General features: G+C 39.3%; 15 protein-coding genes. All 15 read right to left on the reverse strand.

The genetic code is table 11. The features are described 5' to 3' along the window. Nucleotides 1–17 precede the first annotated feature (17 nt). Entirely contained in the window at nt 18–737 is a 720-nt protein-coding gene (locus L2716_RS07365; RefSeq protein WP_236333235.1) for a DnaD domain-containing protein, read from the reverse strand. Between the two features lie 158 nt (nt 738–895). Further along, nucleotides 896–2,188 (reverse strand): asparagine--tRNA ligase, encoded by a 1,293-nt coding sequence (asnS, locus tag L2716_RS07370; RefSeq protein ID WP_236333237.1) that lies wholly within the window; start codon nt 2,186–2,188, stop codon nt 896–898. A gap of 93 nt (nt 2,189–2,281) precedes the next feature. Continuing rightward, complete coding sequence (locus L2716_RS07375; protein WP_236333239.1) at nt 2,282–3,466, reverse strand: pyridoxal phosphate-dependent aminotransferase; 1,185 nt, start codon at nt 3,464–3,466, stop codon at nt 2,282–2,284. A gap of 27 nt (nt 3,467–3,493) precedes the next feature. Beyond that, nucleotides 3,494–3,994 carry a hypothetical protein gene (locus L2716_RS07380; RefSeq protein ID WP_236333241.1) on the reverse strand — a complete coding sequence of 167 codons (501 nt, stop codon included), beginning with the start codon at nt 3,992–3,994 and terminating at the stop codon, nt 3,494–3,496. A gap of 8 nt (nt 3,995–4,002) precedes the next feature. After that, complete coding sequence (locus L2716_RS07385; protein ID WP_236333243.1) at nt 4,003–4,173, reverse strand: YpmA family protein; 171 nt, start codon at nt 4,171–4,173, stop codon at nt 4,003–4,005. A gap of 260 nt (nt 4,174–4,433) precedes the next feature. Next, nucleotides 4,434–5,342, reverse strand: coding sequence for a ComEC/Rec2 family competence protein (locus L2716_RS07390; RefSeq protein WP_236333244.1), 909 nt, complete (start codon nt 5,340–5,342; stop codon nt 4,434–4,436). A gap of 58 nt (nt 5,343–5,400) precedes the next feature. Further along, nucleotides 5,401–8,199: an ATP-dependent DNA helicase DinG gene (gene dinG, locus L2716_RS07395; RefSeq protein WP_236333246.1), complete on the reverse strand. Its 2,799-nt coding sequence runs from the start codon at nt 8,197–8,199 to the stop codon at nt 5,401–5,403. Between the two features lie 676 nt (nt 8,200–8,875). Then, on the reverse strand, nt 8,876–9,259 hold the full coding sequence (gene panD / locus L2716_RS07400) for an aspartate 1-decarboxylase (protein ID WP_236333248.1): 384 nt from the start codon (nt 9,257–9,259) through the stop codon (nt 8,876–8,878). A 17-nt stretch (nt 9,260–9,276) separates the two neighbouring features. Beyond that, entirely contained in the window at nt 9,277–10,125 is an 849-nt protein-coding gene (panC, locus tag L2716_RS07405) for a pantoate--beta-alanine ligase (RefSeq protein ID WP_236333250.1), read from the reverse strand. Beyond that, complete coding sequence (gene panB, locus L2716_RS07410) at nt 10,122–10,958, reverse strand: 3-methyl-2-oxobutanoate hydroxymethyltransferase (RefSeq protein ID WP_236333252.1); 837 nt, start codon at nt 10,956–10,958, stop codon at nt 10,122–10,124. The genes panC and panB overlap by 4 nt, the downstream gene beginning before the upstream one ends. Before the next feature lie 234 nt (nt 10,959–11,192). Next, on the reverse strand, nt 11,193–12,179 hold the full coding sequence (locus tag L2716_RS07415) for a biotin--[acetyl-CoA-carboxylase] ligase (RefSeq protein ID WP_236337823.1): 987 nt from the start codon (nt 12,177–12,179) through the stop codon (nt 11,193–11,195). Beyond that, entirely contained in the window at nt 12,152–13,345 is a 1,194-nt protein-coding gene (locus tag L2716_RS07420) for a CCA tRNA nucleotidyltransferase (RefSeq protein ID WP_236333254.1), read from the reverse strand. Before L2716_RS07420 ends, L2716_RS07415 begins: the two co-directional genes overlap by 28 nt. 14 nt (nt 13,346–13,359) lie before the next feature. Further along, nucleotides 13,360–14,505, reverse strand: a complete 1,146-nt coding sequence (gene bshA / locus L2716_RS07425; protein WP_236333256.1) for an N-acetyl-alpha-D-glucosaminyl L-malate synthase BshA — start codon at nt 14,503–14,505, stop codon at nt 13,360–13,362. A gap of 2 nt (nt 14,506–14,507) precedes the next feature. Further along, complete coding sequence (gene bshB1 / locus L2716_RS07430; RefSeq protein ID WP_236333258.1) at nt 14,508–15,212, reverse strand: bacillithiol biosynthesis deacetylase BshB1; 705 nt, start codon at nt 15,210–15,212, stop codon at nt 14,508–14,510. Next, nucleotides 15,209–15,625 carry a methylglyoxal synthase gene (gene mgsA, locus L2716_RS07435; protein WP_236333260.1) on the reverse strand — a complete coding sequence of 139 codons (417 nt, stop codon included), beginning with the start codon at nt 15,623–15,625 and terminating at the stop codon, nt 15,209–15,211. The genes bshB1 and mgsA overlap by 4 nt, the downstream gene beginning before the upstream one ends. Nucleotides 15,626–15,627 lie beyond the last annotated feature (2 nt).

Below are 15,627 nucleotides of genomic sequence, written 5' to 3' on the forward strand. Positions count from 1 at the left end.
ATCTATCTCATCCTTTATTAGGATTGTTCCAACCAATTATAGTAAGGGAAATCTTTGTTTTCTGAGTCATTATTGCTCGTATTATTTGTGTTAGGCCGCTTATAGCGCTGTTGTCTAAATTTCTCACCATATTGTTTGGCTTGATCTACTGTTCGGACACCATTCTTTTTCCATTCAAATAAAATTCGATCAATATATCTGAAATTTAACTTTCCTGAAAGAACAGCTTCCTTAAGTGCAGCAACAATAATTGACGGTTCATGACCGTCTTGGTCTAACCACATTGATAACGTTTCACATTCTATTGGGGAAAGTGGACGACCGAACTCCTTTTCCATTAATGTGTAGATTTGCATCTCTTCGTGTTGCTGTTTCTCTTGTTGTTGCTCCACATTTTCTTCGTCCAACAGGCGAATCATTTTTTCCCAAAGAGGACGGAGTGTATACGTTTCCGAATAAATCCTTTGAACGGTGTCTTCCTGTTCTTCAATCTTCAGCATGCCTTTTTGTATGCATGTTCTAAGCACTTGCATACATTGTTGTGCAGATATCGTCATTCTTGCCGAAAGCTGGCCAGGAGTCGGAAAGAAATTTCCGGATTCGATGAAAGAATGCATATGTACCAACACCATCATTTCCTGTTCATCTAGACCCAAGCGGGTATAATTCATTAACAATGCATTAGGGATTGAAATATTACCCATATCCATCCAATTGATAAAACTCTCTTTTTTCATTTCTTACACCTCCCATACATTATAACAAATCAAAATGGTCAACAGCGGTATTTTAGCCGTATTCACAACTTATTCTATCTTTCTACTCGAGATATGTTGGGATTAAGCCTTTATCTCCATAAAAAAGAAAAGCCTCCAATTACGGAGGCGGATTCTCTTTATGGATATAAGCGATTTAACAAACGTGGGAATGGTATTGCCTCCCGGATGTGTTCGATGCCTGAAAGCCAGGCGACTGTTCGTTCAAGTCCGAGTCCGAATCCTGAATGTGGTACACTGCCATATTTACGCAACTGCAAATACCACTCATATGCTTCTGGAGATAGGTCATGCTCTTCATAACGTTTCTTCATCAATTCTAAATCATCGATTCGCTGGCTACCACCAATGATTTCACCATAACCTTCAGGAGCAATCAAATCCGCACAGAGAACAACATCTTCACGCTCAGGGTCTGGCTTCATGTAAAATGCCTTTATATCTTTCGGATAATTCGTAATGAATACAGGCATATCAAAGCTTTCAGCAATAGCCGTTTCATGCGGAGCTCCGAAATCCTCTCCCCACTCAATATCGTCAAACCCTTTTTCTTTAAGGAGTTTAATCGCATCATCATAAGAGATACGTGGGAAAGGTGCTTGAATTTTTTCTAACATGGAAAGATCTCGACCTAATGTATTCAATTCAATTTTACAATTTTCTAGTACCGATTTTGCCAAGTAAGAAACATATTGTTCTTGTATTTCAAGGCTCTCATCGTGTTCAACAAATGCCATCTCCGGCTCAATCATCCAAAACTCTATTAAGTGACGACGTGTTTTAGATTTCTCAGCACGGAATGTAGGACCAAATGAAAATACTCTACCAAATGCCATCGCTGCTGCTTCCATGTAAAGTTGTCCACTCTGAGATAAATATGCGTCTTCATCAAAATAGCGTGTGTGGAACAACGTAGTCGTGCCTTCAGCAGAACTCCCTGTGAGAATCGGTGGGTCTATTTTTGAGAATCCTTCTTTATTAAAGAATTCATATGTAGCACGAATGATTTCATTTCGTATTCGCATAATCGCATGCTGCTTCTTAGATCGTAGCCATAAATGGCGGTTGTCCATCAAGAATTCAGTGCCATGCTCTTTTGGCGTTATCGGATAGTCTACCGCTTCATGGATGACTTCAATTTTCGAAACGACTAGCTCAACTCCTGTTGGAGAGCGATCATCTTTTTGTACGGTACCTGTCACATAAAGGCTTGATTCTTGCGTGACTGATTTTGCGTCATTCCAAACACTTTCTTCTACTTCACTTTTCACAACTACGCCTTGAACGAATCCTGTTCCATCTCGTAATTGTAGAAAAGCGATTTTTCCGCTTGAGCGTTTGTTTGCTAGCCATGCGCCAATTTTCACTTCTTCGTCGATATGATTTTTTAACAATTGTACTGTGGTTTTCACACTATTCCCTCCACCCAATAAGAACCTATATTAATGATCTTCTGTTCAGCTTTTTATATTGTACATAATCGAGAGGCGATACACAACCGACTCCTATTTTTGGTGCTTCTCCATGAAGCTTCTAATACGATCCAATGCTTCTTCAAGCACCTCTAGTGATGTTGCATATGATAAACGGACATTATCTGGTGATCCGAAGCCACTTCCTGGTACGAGTGCTACTTTTTCATATTCTAGGATAGCCTCTACCCATTTGTCGACAGATTCAAATCTTGTTAACCTAACTGCTTCTGTTACATTAGGGAAAAGGTAAAATGCTCCTTTTGGTTTTTCACATTTAAACCCTGGTATTTGCACAAGCTCGTCGTATACTTTGTTCAAACGTCCTTCAAATGCTTCTTTCATCTCTTGTAAAGGTTCTTGCGGACCGTCGTAGGCAGCAATCGCTCCATACTGTGCAATTGAAGTTGGGTTGGATGTGCTATGACTTGCTAAGTTCGTCATTGCTTGGATAATATCACGATCCCCAACTGCATACCCGATTCTCCATCCCGTCATTGAATGAGATTTAGATACGCCATTAATGATCATCGTGCGTTTTTTGATCTCTTCAGACAATTGCGCGATTGATGTATGTTTCTCACCGAAATAAGTGAGCTTTTCATAAATTTCATCAGAAACAATTAAAATGTCGTGCTCCACACATACTTTACCTAGTGCTTCTAGCTCTTCTTCTGAATAAATTGCACCCGTTGGATTAGATGGTGAATTAATAATCATTGCTTTCGTGTTTTCACTAATTGATTTTTCAAGCTGATCAGGTGTGATTTTGAAGCCATTTTCTTCTTTTCCTTCTACGAGTACAGGTTTTCCACCAGCTAATTTGACTTGCTCAGGATAACTTACCCAATAAGGTGTAGGGACAATTACTTCATCCCCTTCGTCAAGCAACACTTGGAATAATGAATATAGAGCATGCTTTGCACCAGTCGTTACAATTACTTCACTTGGATCATATTCAAGCTGTTGATCTTGTTGAAGTTTTCGAACGATACTATTCTTTAGCTGGAGAAGACCGCCTGCAGGCGTATATTTCGTTCCTCCTTCTCGCATTGCTTTTTCTGCATGTTCAATAATGTGGATCGGCGTGTTGAAATCAGGTTCCCCTGCTCCAAGCGCAATTACGTCATGACCTTCTGCTTTTAATGCGTTCGCCTTTGCTGTGATTGCTAATGTACTTGATGGTGTCAATGCTTTTACTCGCTTTGCTAAATTCATTTTACGACCTCCACGAATTAGAATGGTTCACGATTGTTTCATTTTATATGTTTTGAAGAACGTTCCATCATCAAATCGAATGTAGTGGAACGTATATTGATTCCCTTTGTTCTTATAAACAATTTCCCATACAGGCGTAAAAGAAGATGTTTCTTTATACTTCTCCAACCCTAAATTAATTGAAATGAGATGATCGGGTTGTAACTCCTGTTGGACGTATTGGCTTACCTTTTGTTTACTCCATCCATCTTCAGCATTAATGCTGACACTTTCACCTTTTTTGTCCAATGGTACGAATATAAATGTTTTCTTCCCATTGACCGTAGAAGATATGACATCGAAAGCCCCATATGATCCATAGTAATGATTGGCTTCAATTACATCACTTATTTCGTAGTTGTTTTTCGCATATGCAATACTTTTATTCTGCTCATCTCCGTGTTCATTCCACACATAATAATAATAAGAAATGCCAAGGATAAAGGTCCCTAATACAAAGATTCCTGAAAGCCATAATATTCTCTTCATTTTATCACCTATGTACGATAGATGGTAAATACCATTTTATCGTGATCTTCTGGATCTAGCGCTAACCCAAACATCATATCGTCGTGTTTCAATGTTCGATTTAACGCATCAACTATTTTATACAAGTCCGCAGAAAACTGAACTTTCACTGTTGATACAATTTCTATTTTGCTTTCCATTACTTGATCACCCCATTATTTCTTCTTATTTACAACTCATAAGCAATTTTGTTTATGGGTAGAATATAGATATCAAACGAAAAGCAGTCATTGTTTGGCTGTATTTTTTCCTTCCCTACACTTTTTAAGGGTGACCCATTTAGATTCATCGGGGCACCCCTTTTTTTATAGTTTTTTTGTAAATTTCAATCATAACCAAACAATAGCACTAGTCTAATCCTAGTTGTTATTTTCAACTATATCATAATGTATTTCAACACCTATTTCAAAACAGACGCCATTTCAGGTGTCGATAACGGAACTTGTGTAATTTCATACGCCTGATCATTCCACTTAACCATGACAATACCTTGATCATATGGCTTCAAAATTTCCACCCAATGATTATCCAATCTGTTCAATACTTCGTCACTAGGTGTATATTCGCTTTTTTTGAAGATAACCGCAACCTGTGGGTTGATATGTTGGATCAATTCTTCGCTTGTGCCAAAGTAATGACCGAATCCACCAACCTTAAGTAAAGAAATATTTAAACGTCCACTCTTAATAAGCGCATGATCTGCCTTCGCATTCGAAACACCCATAAACAAAAATGTATGTTCCCCATATTTCAACGAGATCGTTAGCCCCCCAAGATCATAATCTTTCCTTGACTCTATATAGGGTACAGTGAGGCTAATTTTGTTGAATATTTTCATCCTCAATCCAACTGTGAGTGCGTTTACTTTTACATCTTTCAAATCGAACATGCCATGAATATTATCTATCATCGTTTCAGATACATAGACCTCTTTCACTTTATTCTCTTTCAAAAGCCATTCAAGGTTCCCGGTATATTGACTCTCCATATTCGTTAGAAAAACAGCATCCAGTTGATTGACGTTGAATATTTTCATTTGTTGCTTGAATTTGTCAATAGATTGTTTACCACCAGTATTAATTAAGATGCTTCGCCCATTACTATCTTGTAAAAGGGTTGCCTCACCACTCTCGAGTTCAAGAAATGAGACTGCGATATCTTTTTTACTCAAATTCAAGTCTAAGTCTTTAATGGCATTGCCTTCCGTTTCCGTCGCCATAAAAAGAACCGGTTCATTCTCAACCGGAATTGTACTGATGACTAACATAAATAAAAATAAGCAAAACACCATCAATGTCTTTGCATACACGAGCGATCCCTCCGATTGTACGGTGTTCTTAATGCTAGTGTATGCTGTAAGACATTTCTTAATCGATAAAGTATTTTAGGTCATCTAATAATTCATCAACGGTCCCTTGTTGGACAGGGACGTCAGGTAGTGATCGTAGAAATAAATTACCATATTTTGTTGTCACGATCCTACGGTCAAACACAAATACTGCTCCTTTATCAGTAGAAGATCGGACTAACCGACCAAAACCCTGCTTAAACCGAATGATTGCTTGTGGGAGAGAGAGCTCCATAAAAGGGCTTTTCCCTTGCTTTCGTAGCTGTTCACTTCTTGCTTCGATCACAGGATTATCTGGCGGGTTAAATGGTAGACGAACAATGATTAAGCAGGTTAAGTCGTTTCCTGGTATATCGACACCTTCCCAGAAGCTGCTCGTGCCAAACAACACAGCACGATCTAACTGCTTGAAATTTTTCGTAAGTCTTGCTCTACTCCCGCTATCAATCCCTTGACCAATCAGTGAAAAGTCTTCAGGTTCAGCGTATTCCTTAAAGGCAAAGTACGTTTTCTTTAACATGTCATAGCTTGTAAATAGCACGAGCATTCGGCCATCCGTTATATGTGCAATCCGATTAATTGAGGCTGCAATGGTGGAAGCATATGAATCCGTTGATACATCCTTAATCATTGGTAAATCAGTAGGGATCATAATTTTCGAATGGTTCTTATAGTCGAATGGTGACGGAAGTTGGATTGTAAGCGTGTCTTCGTCCATTCCAAGCCGCTTCCTTACAAAAGTAAAACGATCACGAATCGTTAACGTTGCTGATGTAAGAATAATACTATTTTTCTTTGCAAAGAAATCAGAAGATAACCGGTCTGAAATATCAATTGGCTGATTGAAAATAGAGATCGCATTTTTGGCTCCACCAGAGTCTGTTTCGATCCAACAAACATCCTCTTCATTGTTGGATAAGAGCATATGGGCTAATGTATTTCGCTCTTCATCTATTCGGTTAATCAAACCTGTGTAATCAACAAGTATTCCCTTTTGCTGAACATTCAAATGCTCTTCTTTTTTTTGTGCTTTCTTTATCAAGTCTCTTAGATCTTTGAGTAAATCATTGATCATTAACTGGCATCTTGCGAAAACCTCTTTTAATTCTTGATACCAACTAGGATCTATTTGATCAATCGTGAAGCGGAAATTGATTTTACCTACCTCAGATTTTTTTTGACCTTTAGACGTGACATAGGATTTCATCATACTAAAGAGTTGGTCGATTTCCATCTTCAAATTTCTGAGATTTTCAATAAAAGGTCCCTTATTAAACGCTACGTCTGCTGTTTTTAAAACCCCTTCTAGCTTAAGCAACATGTTCACGTTTAGATCTTCAGATGTACCTAACCTTTCAACTAACCGATGGAAAGAAAAATAGTCTGTTTGAAGACCAAAATGATCACTTGCCACATCATCTAAATGATGGGCCTCATCAATAATTGCTTCTTGGTAAGCCGGAATTAAAGCGTGGTCATTCACTAAGTCTGTAAATAAAAGGGCATGATTCGTAATAATAATATCTGCATCGTGAGCTTCTCGCTTCGAACGGTGATAGAAGCACCTCGAAAACCAAGGACATTTATGGTTAAGACAAGAATTTGCATCACTCTTTACTTGATGCCAAAATAGCTGTCCACCTGAAGGGAGATTCAATTCTTCAATATCGCCTTCCTCGGTCGTTGTCAGCCAAACGAGTAGCTGTGCTTTAGCTAGCAACACATCATAATTATTGTCATATATCTCATCAAGCTGCTGTTCAAACTTGCGTAAACATAAGTAGTGATTACGCCCCTTTAACACAGTCGCTTTAAACTCAAAAGGAACCATTTTCTGGAGTAATGGAATATCTCTGTCAAGCAGCTGTTCTTGAAGCTGAATCGTATGCGTACTTACAACAAGTGGTCTACCCGTTTTTCTAGCATTGATTAAACCAGGAATCAAATACCCTAATGACTTTCCAATGCCTGTACCTGCTTCAATAAGTGCATGCTGGCCATCCGTCAAAGATTGTTCAACTACGTCCATCATTTTGACCTGGCCCGCTCGTTTTTCATAATTCGGAAATGACTTTTCAAGCTGTTCCTCTATCGAATGATGTGAAATAGAATCATCTATCAATTCTTGGTCTAGTCCATTCTCATTCATCTTTTTTAGGACAAGCTGCCGAAACGTTTCTAAGAGAGGCTCCTCATCTTCAAGCTGTACGAGCTTCTGATCAATTTGATCTTGAACAAGTTCAGCCACATCACTATGCATCCCCTTCACAAGTGGTAATAAACGTTGCAAAGTGAGCAATGGGAGTTCGTTAAGCTTGTTTATTAATTGCGTAAGCAGGTGTCCGGTTGCTTCGGCATCACTATCCGCTTGATGTGGGTTCTCGTGCGCTAAGGACAACGATTCAGATAGTTGCGAGAGCTTATAAGAATCAAGGTTTGGCATGAGCATTCTAGTGAGCTCAACTGTATCTAACATCATGCCTCTCCATTCAAAATAACCTGCTTTCTCAAGTTCAGCATTTAAGAACCCAAGATCAAATTTTATATTATGCGCCACTAACCACGCACCGTCTAAAATCTTTAATAATCTTGGTGCAACATCTTCAAAAAGTGGTGCATCGTCAACCATTTCACCATTAATGCCAGTCAATGAAGTGATAAATGTTGGAATGGGTATGCCTGGGTTTATATATGAGGAGAACCGATCAACAATTTCATTTTCTTCTATGACAACGAGACCAATTTGAATAATTCGGTCTTTATTTTTAGGAGAGTGTCCAGTAGTTTCTAAATCTAACACGACATAGCGGTTATTCATTGTTCCTTCACCTCATAAAGCAAACTTGGCAAAGCGTAGCTAAGCCTTAGTTGCACTTATACTGATTTCTTACACTTTTCCACTACGTCGAACTTACACCTTTGGGAAAAGTTATCCTATTCACGTATATAGAAAACTAGGCTCAGCCAAGCCTTGCGAAGGCTGAGCCTTAGTTGCACTTATACTGATTTCTTACACTTTTCCACTACGTCGATCTTACACCTTTGGGAAAAGTTATCCAATTCACGTATAAAGAAAACTAGGTTCAGCCAAGCCTTGCGAAGGCTGATCCTTAGTTGCACTTATACTGATTTCCTAAACTTTTCCACTACGTCGATCTTACACCTTTGGGAAAAGTTATCCTATTCACGTATAAAGCAAACTTGGCAAAGCGTAGCTGAGCCTTAGTTCCTCGAAAAAGTATACTTTTCCTTCGTGCGATGCCAATTCTTCCGTAGTAACAAGCTTGTGCACTTATACTGATTTCTTACACTTTTCCACTACGTCGATTCTACGCCCTAGGGATAAAGTTATCCTAAATCACTTCTTCTTATTTTACGCTTCCATTCGGGTTTCTGCAATGGAGACTCCAATGAAACCTATAATCGATCCTACAAATTCCGGCTATCGTTCGCAAATGAAAAAGATCAATCCAATGTTGGATCGATCTTTTATTTTACAAGATTGTCGAAGCAGGTTCGGCTGATATTTTCTCAATAATTCGGTTGTTCTCATCCATAATGGCCACAACAGGCTGATGCTCTCTTGCTGCTTCCTCGGTCATCATCGTATAGTTCAGTATGATGATTACATCGCCTTCTTGTACAAGCCTTGCAGCTGCACCATTTAAACAAATCGTCCCACTCCCGCGTTCACCAGGAATGATATATGTCTCAAGGCGTGCGCCATTATTGTTATTTACGATTTGAACCTTTTCATTTGGAAGCATATCTACTTCATCAAGAATATCCTCATCAATCGTAATACTCCCTACATAGTTCAAATTTGCTTCAGTAACTCTTGCTCTATGAATTTTCGCTTTCATCATTGTGCGAAACATGGTTGTGCATTCCCCTTTCAATGCTGTTCATCAACAATTATATTATCAATCAATCGTACATTTTCGAATTTGTAAGCTAATGCAATGATTGTTTTTTGATGAAACGTTTTGATAGGTTCAAGGTCAGGGTACGATAGAATTTGGACATAATCCACATGACCATATCGTACTTCCTTCAAACCTTTCAATAAATCACCTTCAACAACCTTAGGATCGGCACCATTAACAGCTTGTTCTTTCGCATGTAGAAGTAGCTGATACAACTTCGGTGCCTCCTCACGTTCACTTTCACTTAGGTTTACATTCCTTGAACTCTTTGCAAGTCCATCCTCTTCTCGAACGGTTGGACATCCTATGAGCTCGATAGGGAAAAAGTACGAATGTATTAAATCGTCAACAATCGCAACCTGCTGGGCATCCTTTAAGCCGAAAAAAGCACGATCAGGTTGAATGATATGAAAAAGCTTTGTTAAAACGGTCACGACCCCATCAAAGTGTCCAGGACGCTTTTCTCCACATAGCACATCTGTCCTAGCGTGAACTTTTAACATTACGCCATCATTCTTTGGATACATCTCTTCAATAGAAGGATAGAAAAGAAGATCCGTTCCATGCTCTCTTGCAAGTTGTTCATCACGCTCAAAATCCCTTGGGTATTGATCAAAATCTTCATTCGGACCAAATTGTAACGGATTTACAAATATACTTGTGACAACGAAATCACTTTGTTCTTTCGCATAATCCATTAATGACAAATGACCTTCATGAAGATAGCCCATAGTCGGCACAAACCCAACGGTGTCACCTTGTTGCTTTCTTTTCCTCATGTATTGTTGCATCTCGTTGACAGTACGTATTACTTTCATACTTTCCCTCCATATAAGGAGGCGAGTTGCTCCTCTTTCATCGTAAAGCTATGTTTATCCTCTGGAAACTTTTGCTCCTTAACATCTTCCACATAAGATCGTATGGAAGCTTCAATTTGATCAGAAACTCTGGTATATTGTTTAACAAATTTAGGAACTCTATGAAATCCATAACCGACTAAATCATGATATACCAACACTTGGCCATCTGTTTCTCGACCAGCTCCAATTCCGATGGTCGGAATCGAAAGTTTTTCACTAATAGCTTCAGCTAATTGTTTTGGAACACATTCAAGAACAAGGGCAAAAGCACCCGCCTGTTCAACCGCCAATGCATCATCTATTAATTTTTGAGCGGCTTTGGCATCTTTACCTTGAACTTTATAACCGCCTAATACTGCAACTGATTGCGGGGTAAGACCTAAATGCCCTACGACAGGTACGCCAGCTTGAGTTAGCTTGTCAATCACTTGAACGACTTCACCAGCTCCTTCAAGCTTCACAGCATCCGCTTCAGCCTCTTGCATGAGCTTACTAGCGTTTAACATGGCATCACTAATTGATGCATGGTAACTCATAAACGGCATATCTACGACGACGAATGTATCGCGGGCTCCCCTTTTTACAGCCTTTGTATGATGAATCATATCAGCCATTGTTACTGGAATCGTCGAGTCATAACCTAATACAACCATTCCAAGAGAATCACCAACAAGGATCATATCCACCCCTGACTTTTCAGCCATGACCGCACTAGGATAATCATAGCTTGTGAGCATAACGATGGATTCATTATTTTCTTTCATTTTTTTAAAATCAACTGTCTGTTTCAAACGATCTCCTCCTTTGTTTTCAGAGGAAGATGAAAGTTGTTTCTCCACACAAAAAACCTTCTTTCAGACATACAGAAAGAAGGAGATTAAACGCTTACATACTTTCATCCCTCTGTCCATGTCCATGGCTTGGATCAAGGCAGAACTTTATAAACCTTTTAAATGTTACGATGGTCATCAAATGAGTGCAGTTCGTCATTGCGATACCGCCTACAGGACCATTATAGCAGATTTTTACGATTTTTGGGGAAGTTCTATATCTGCTGAATAAACACGGTGTACGGTACCTTCATCGTCCTCAACAAGGAGCACTCCTTCTTCCGTAATACCTTGCGCTTTTCCGTACAACTCTCCTGTTATCGTCCGTACACGTACTCTTTTCCCTAAGCTAGCTGCTGAACTTTCCCACATTAGCTTAATTGGAGCAAACCCATGCTCTAGATAAATATGATAAAGCTTCTCCATCTTCTCCATGATTGCACGGACGAGATATGCTCGTTCAATCTCTTCTCCTTTTTCCACTTTTAGAGAAGTTGCAATCGTTTCAATATCTTTAGGAAAAGCTTCCTTCGGTGTATTCACGTTGATTCCGATACCGATAATGACAGAGTTGACTCGATCCGCTTCAGCTTGAAGCTCAGTAAGGATTCCAACAACTTTCTTGCCATCAATCAAAATATCGTTTGGCCATTTGATTTGTGCGGATAAACCTGTCACTTCTTCAATCCCTTGAACAACACTAACTGCTGCTAGAAGAGTGAGCTGTGGCGCTTTTTGAGGTGGTATGTTCGGACGTAGAATAATACTCATCCAAACCCCACTTCCTTTAGGGGAGTGCCAGGCTCTACCAAGACGTCCTCGGCCGACGGTTTGTTCATCCGCAATGATGATTGTTCCTTCTTCAGCACCGTTAAGTGCATGCTTATGAGCGATTTCTTGGGTAGACGTAACCGTATTTTCAAAATGGACCACTTGTCCAATTTTTTCTGTGTTTAGATGATTTTTTATTTCACCAGGGTGTAAATTATTCGGACGTACCGTTATTCTATACCCTCTTTTTTGAACCGCTTCAACGACATAGCCTTCCTTTCGAAGCTCTTCGATGTGTTTCCATACTGCCGTTCGTGAACATCCAATAATTTCACTCAGCTTTTGTCCAGATATATAGTCATCTGAGTCTGAAAGTAGGCTAATCAATCGCTCTCTAGTGGTCGTTTGCATTCGTTTATCCACTCCTTAATATCCGGAAAGGTGTTCTTAACCTCTCCCTTAACAACCCTTTGTTCAATTTCTTCTAAAATTTCAGCTATCCATGGTCCTGGTGTACGTTTGACCATATCCATAAGATCATTACCGTCTATCGCTAATTGAGACCTATCTTTCAGTGAAAGCTGATCGTATCGATTTAAAATATGTTTTTCAGAAACTCCAGGGTCTTCGTTCATGAATCGTTTAACGTTCGAAGCAGAAACCATCTGTTCTACCCCGTAATGATATAAAGTTAAATCACAAGAGAAGTCCGGTTCTGCACGAATAATTTGTACTAATTCGGATATTCGCTTCCGTAGTATAGTAGGAAGTTTCCATTCATTTAACCAATCATAAGGGCGTTCGACACCTATTCTAATCAAGAGGCCAGCCCATCTTTCTACCGCTGTCTCAAGATGGTTCCAATCGTACTTCGTTACTTGGTTGAAAGTCAGTGCAAAGGGACCAGAAGGTAGAAATGGATCTAAACGCATTTCTTTAATACACTTAAGAGCTTGTTCACAATGTCGTCCTAATAAGAGCTTTGTGAATTCTTCTCGTATTCTTTCGACTGAAACTTTCTTTAATAATGGTCCACATGAGATCAAAGCTAATCGAGTATCTTGGTGGAGATGAAATCCTAATGTTGATATAAACCTTAATGCACGCATCATTCTTAATGGGTCTTCTTGAAACCGGTCCTCTGCGTTTCCTACTGCACGAATAAGTTTATTGGCCAAGTCTTCTTTTCCGCTGTATGGATCAATAATTTTTCCGTCAGAGGATAGTGCCATTGCATTTACTGTGAAGTCTCGCCTTGAGAGATCCTTTTCGATTGAATCATGGAATACAACCTCGGATGGATGTCGGAAATCCTCATATTCACCTTCTTTTCGAAAAGTCGTCACTTCAAACGACTCGCCCTCCATTCGGACGATAACCGTACCGTGCTCAATTCCAACAGGTATGGTTTTCTCGAAAATGCGTTGTACCATCTCAGGAATTGCGGATGTGGCAATATCGATGTCACCTAATGGTCTTCCTAGAAGCTGATCTCTTACGACACCACCGACAATATAAGCTTCATGACCGTTCTTATGCAGTTGTCGGATAATCTCTTTCGCTTTCTTAAGTGACATCGAGCGCATCGCTCCTATACTTTCACAGATTTTATTCCTAGCGTTTTATGATAAACAGTTAAGTATTCTTCAACAATTTTACTTGAATTGAATTGTCTATGGACATGATGAATAGCTTCTTTCGACATTTTCGCGTGTAATTCATCATCTTGGAGAATAGACAAAGCTTTTGTTGTTATATCATCTAGATTGCCAACCTCACAAATATACCCTGTTCTTCCTTCATCAATGACTTCAGGAATACCACCGATGTTTGTTCCGATTACAGGTACACCACAAGCCATCGCCTCAAGGAGTACTAGACCGAAGCTTTCTTTCTCAGACAATAACAATTTCAAATCACTTATCGAAAATAATTCAGCGATATTATCTTGCTTCCCTAGAAATAATACGTCATCCTCGATACCTAATTCCTTTGTTAAACGACAGGCAACTGTCAATTCTGGTCCGTCTCCGACGAGTAATAATTTTGACGGCATTTGTTCCCTAACGCGGTGGAATGTTCGAACGACGTCAGGTACTCGCTTAACACTTCGATAATTAGAAACATGTATGATGACTTTATCTTCACGACTTATTCCATACTCTTTTCTGAGATCACAGGTAGATTTTCGTTGGTATACGTCTTCATCAATAAAGTTATAAACACAATCAATTTCCTTATCTGTATCTAACAAGTCCTTCGTTTGTTCAATGAGACTATTTGAGACAGCTGTAACTGAGTCGGATTGTTCAATCCCAAACTTAATTAATTCACTCAAGCTAGGGTCGTATCCGAGTACAGTAATATCTGTTCCATGTAATGTCGTCACAATTTTCAAATGCTCTCCAACCATTTGTTTGGCTAAGTATGCACAAATTGCATGTGGGACCGCATAATGAACATGAAGTAAATCTAAATCTTCACGTTTCGCAATCTCAGCCATTTTACTTGCTAGCGTAAGATCATATGGCGGGTACCGAAACACCGAGTATTGATTCACTTCAACTTCATGAAAATGTATATTCGAATAAAACTTTTCTAATCGAAATGGAATACTTGAAGTTATAAAATGTATCTCATGGCCTTCTTTAGCTAACATTTTTCCTAATTCAGTTGCAACTACTCCTGATCCACCTACTGTAGGGTAGCAGGTAATCCCTATTTTCAATTTCCTCATGTTCATTCTCCTATCCAATTCTCCATTAATAACGGCCCTTTCATATAAAAGCCCTCTGCATAACGGACACCGGCTTCCTTACCAAACAAAGCATCTCTCGCTTCAACCGTTTCTAAGTATCCATTGTTCAGAGGTGTATCAACTCCGCCTTCTAGCGACATGAACTGACTTTTATATGCACTTAGACTTTTCATCTTACGTTCTTTAACTGGCGTTATATCTGAGACAATTGGTGGGTGGTCATATCCGTTGATGAAATAATAATACACTTTATTTACACGATGTGAGGGTAAGTCTCCAGGAACAGTATATTTTCTTATCCCAGCAGAAAATATCGCTTCTTCAACTAAGCGAGTACAATTACCGTGATCAGGATGTCGATCTTTCGGATAGGGTATGAAAACAACTTTAGGTTTATATTGACGAATGACAGTCGCAATTTGTTGTATATACTCTTCGGTCATCATCAATCCGCGATCAGGTAATTGCAAATTCATTCTCTCTGTTAGATTTAGAACCTCGGTTGCCTCTTTAGCTTCAGCTTGTCGTAATTCTACATTTCCATTTGATGATAGCTCAGCTAATGTCAAATCACATATTCCTGTTTTCAATCCTTTGTCGGCTTGTTGGATAAGTGTCCCTGCCATTCCAATCTCTACGTCATCTGGGTGAGCACCAAAGGCGAGAATATCTAATCGTTGTGTCATACTTCATGTTCACCCCTGTTTCGAATAACCTTTCTCCAATCAAAGTCTCCTCGCTCTAAAGCATGGATAAATATTTCTGCACCTGCTATGTTTGAAGCAAGTGGAATCTGATATACATCACATAAACGAATGAGCGCTGCAATATCTGGTTCATGAGGCTGTGCTGTTAACGGATCCTTGAAGAATATGACGAGGTCCATCTTATTTTCAGCGATCATCGAGCCAATTTGCTGGTCACCACCGAGAGGACCAGATTTAAATCTATATACATCCAAACCGGTCGCTTCAGCAATTTTAAGCCCTGTCGTACCAGTGGCATATAATCTATGTTTCTTTAACACAGGGGTATAGGCTACAGCAAAATTAATAATATCTTGTTTCTTTTCATCATGTGCAATTAAAGCGATGTTCATAG

It is taken from the genome of Pseudalkalibacillus berkeleyi (assembly GCF_021608225.1).
GTDB classification, from domain to species: Bacteria; Bacillota; Bacilli; order Bacillales; family Fictibacillaceae; genus Pseudalkalibacillus; species Pseudalkalibacillus berkeleyi.

Coding starts and splice junctions, on each gene's coding strand:
- L2716_RS07365 (WP_236333235.1), bottom strand. CDS start 737: ATGAAAAAAGAGAGTTTTATCAATTGGATGGATATGGGTAATATTTCA.
- L2716_RS07375 (WP_236333239.1), bottom strand. CDS start 3,466: ATGAATTTAGCAAAGCGAGTAAAAGCATTGACACCATCAAGTACATTA.
- L2716_RS07380 (WP_236333241.1), bottom strand. CDS start 3,994: ATGAAGAGAATATTATGGCTTTCAGGAATCTTTGTATTAGGGACCTTT.
- L2716_RS07385 (WP_236333243.1), bottom strand. CDS start 4,173: ATGGAAAGCAAAATAGAAATTGTATCAACAGTGAAAGTTCAGTTTTCT.
- dinG (WP_236333246.1), bottom strand. CDS start 8,199: ATGAATAACCGCTATGTCGTGTTAGATTTAGAAACTACTGGACACTCT.
- panD (WP_236333248.1), bottom strand. CDS start 9,259: ATGTTTCGCACAATGATGAAAGCGAAAATTCATAGAGCAAGAGTTACT.
- panC (WP_236333250.1), bottom strand. CDS start 10,125: ATGAAAGTAATACGTACTGTCAACGAGATGCAACAATACATGAGGAAA.
- L2716_RS07415 (WP_236337823.1), bottom strand. CDS start 12,179: ATGCAAACGACCACTAGAGAGCGATTGATTAGCCTACTTTCAGACTCA.
- L2716_RS07420 (WP_236333254.1), bottom strand. CDS start 13,345: ATGTCACTTAAGAAAGCGAAAGAGATTATCCGACAACTGCATAAGAAC.
- bshA (WP_236333256.1), bottom strand. CDS start 14,505: ATGAGGAAATTGAAAATAGGGATTACCTGCTACCCTACAGTAGGTGGA.
- bshB1 (WP_236333258.1), bottom strand. CDS start 15,212: ATGACACAACGATTAGATATTCTCGCCTTTGGTGCTCACCCAGATGAC.
- mgsA (WP_236333260.1), bottom strand. CDS start 15,625: ATGAACATCGCTTTAATTGCACATGATGAAAAGAAACAAGATATTATT.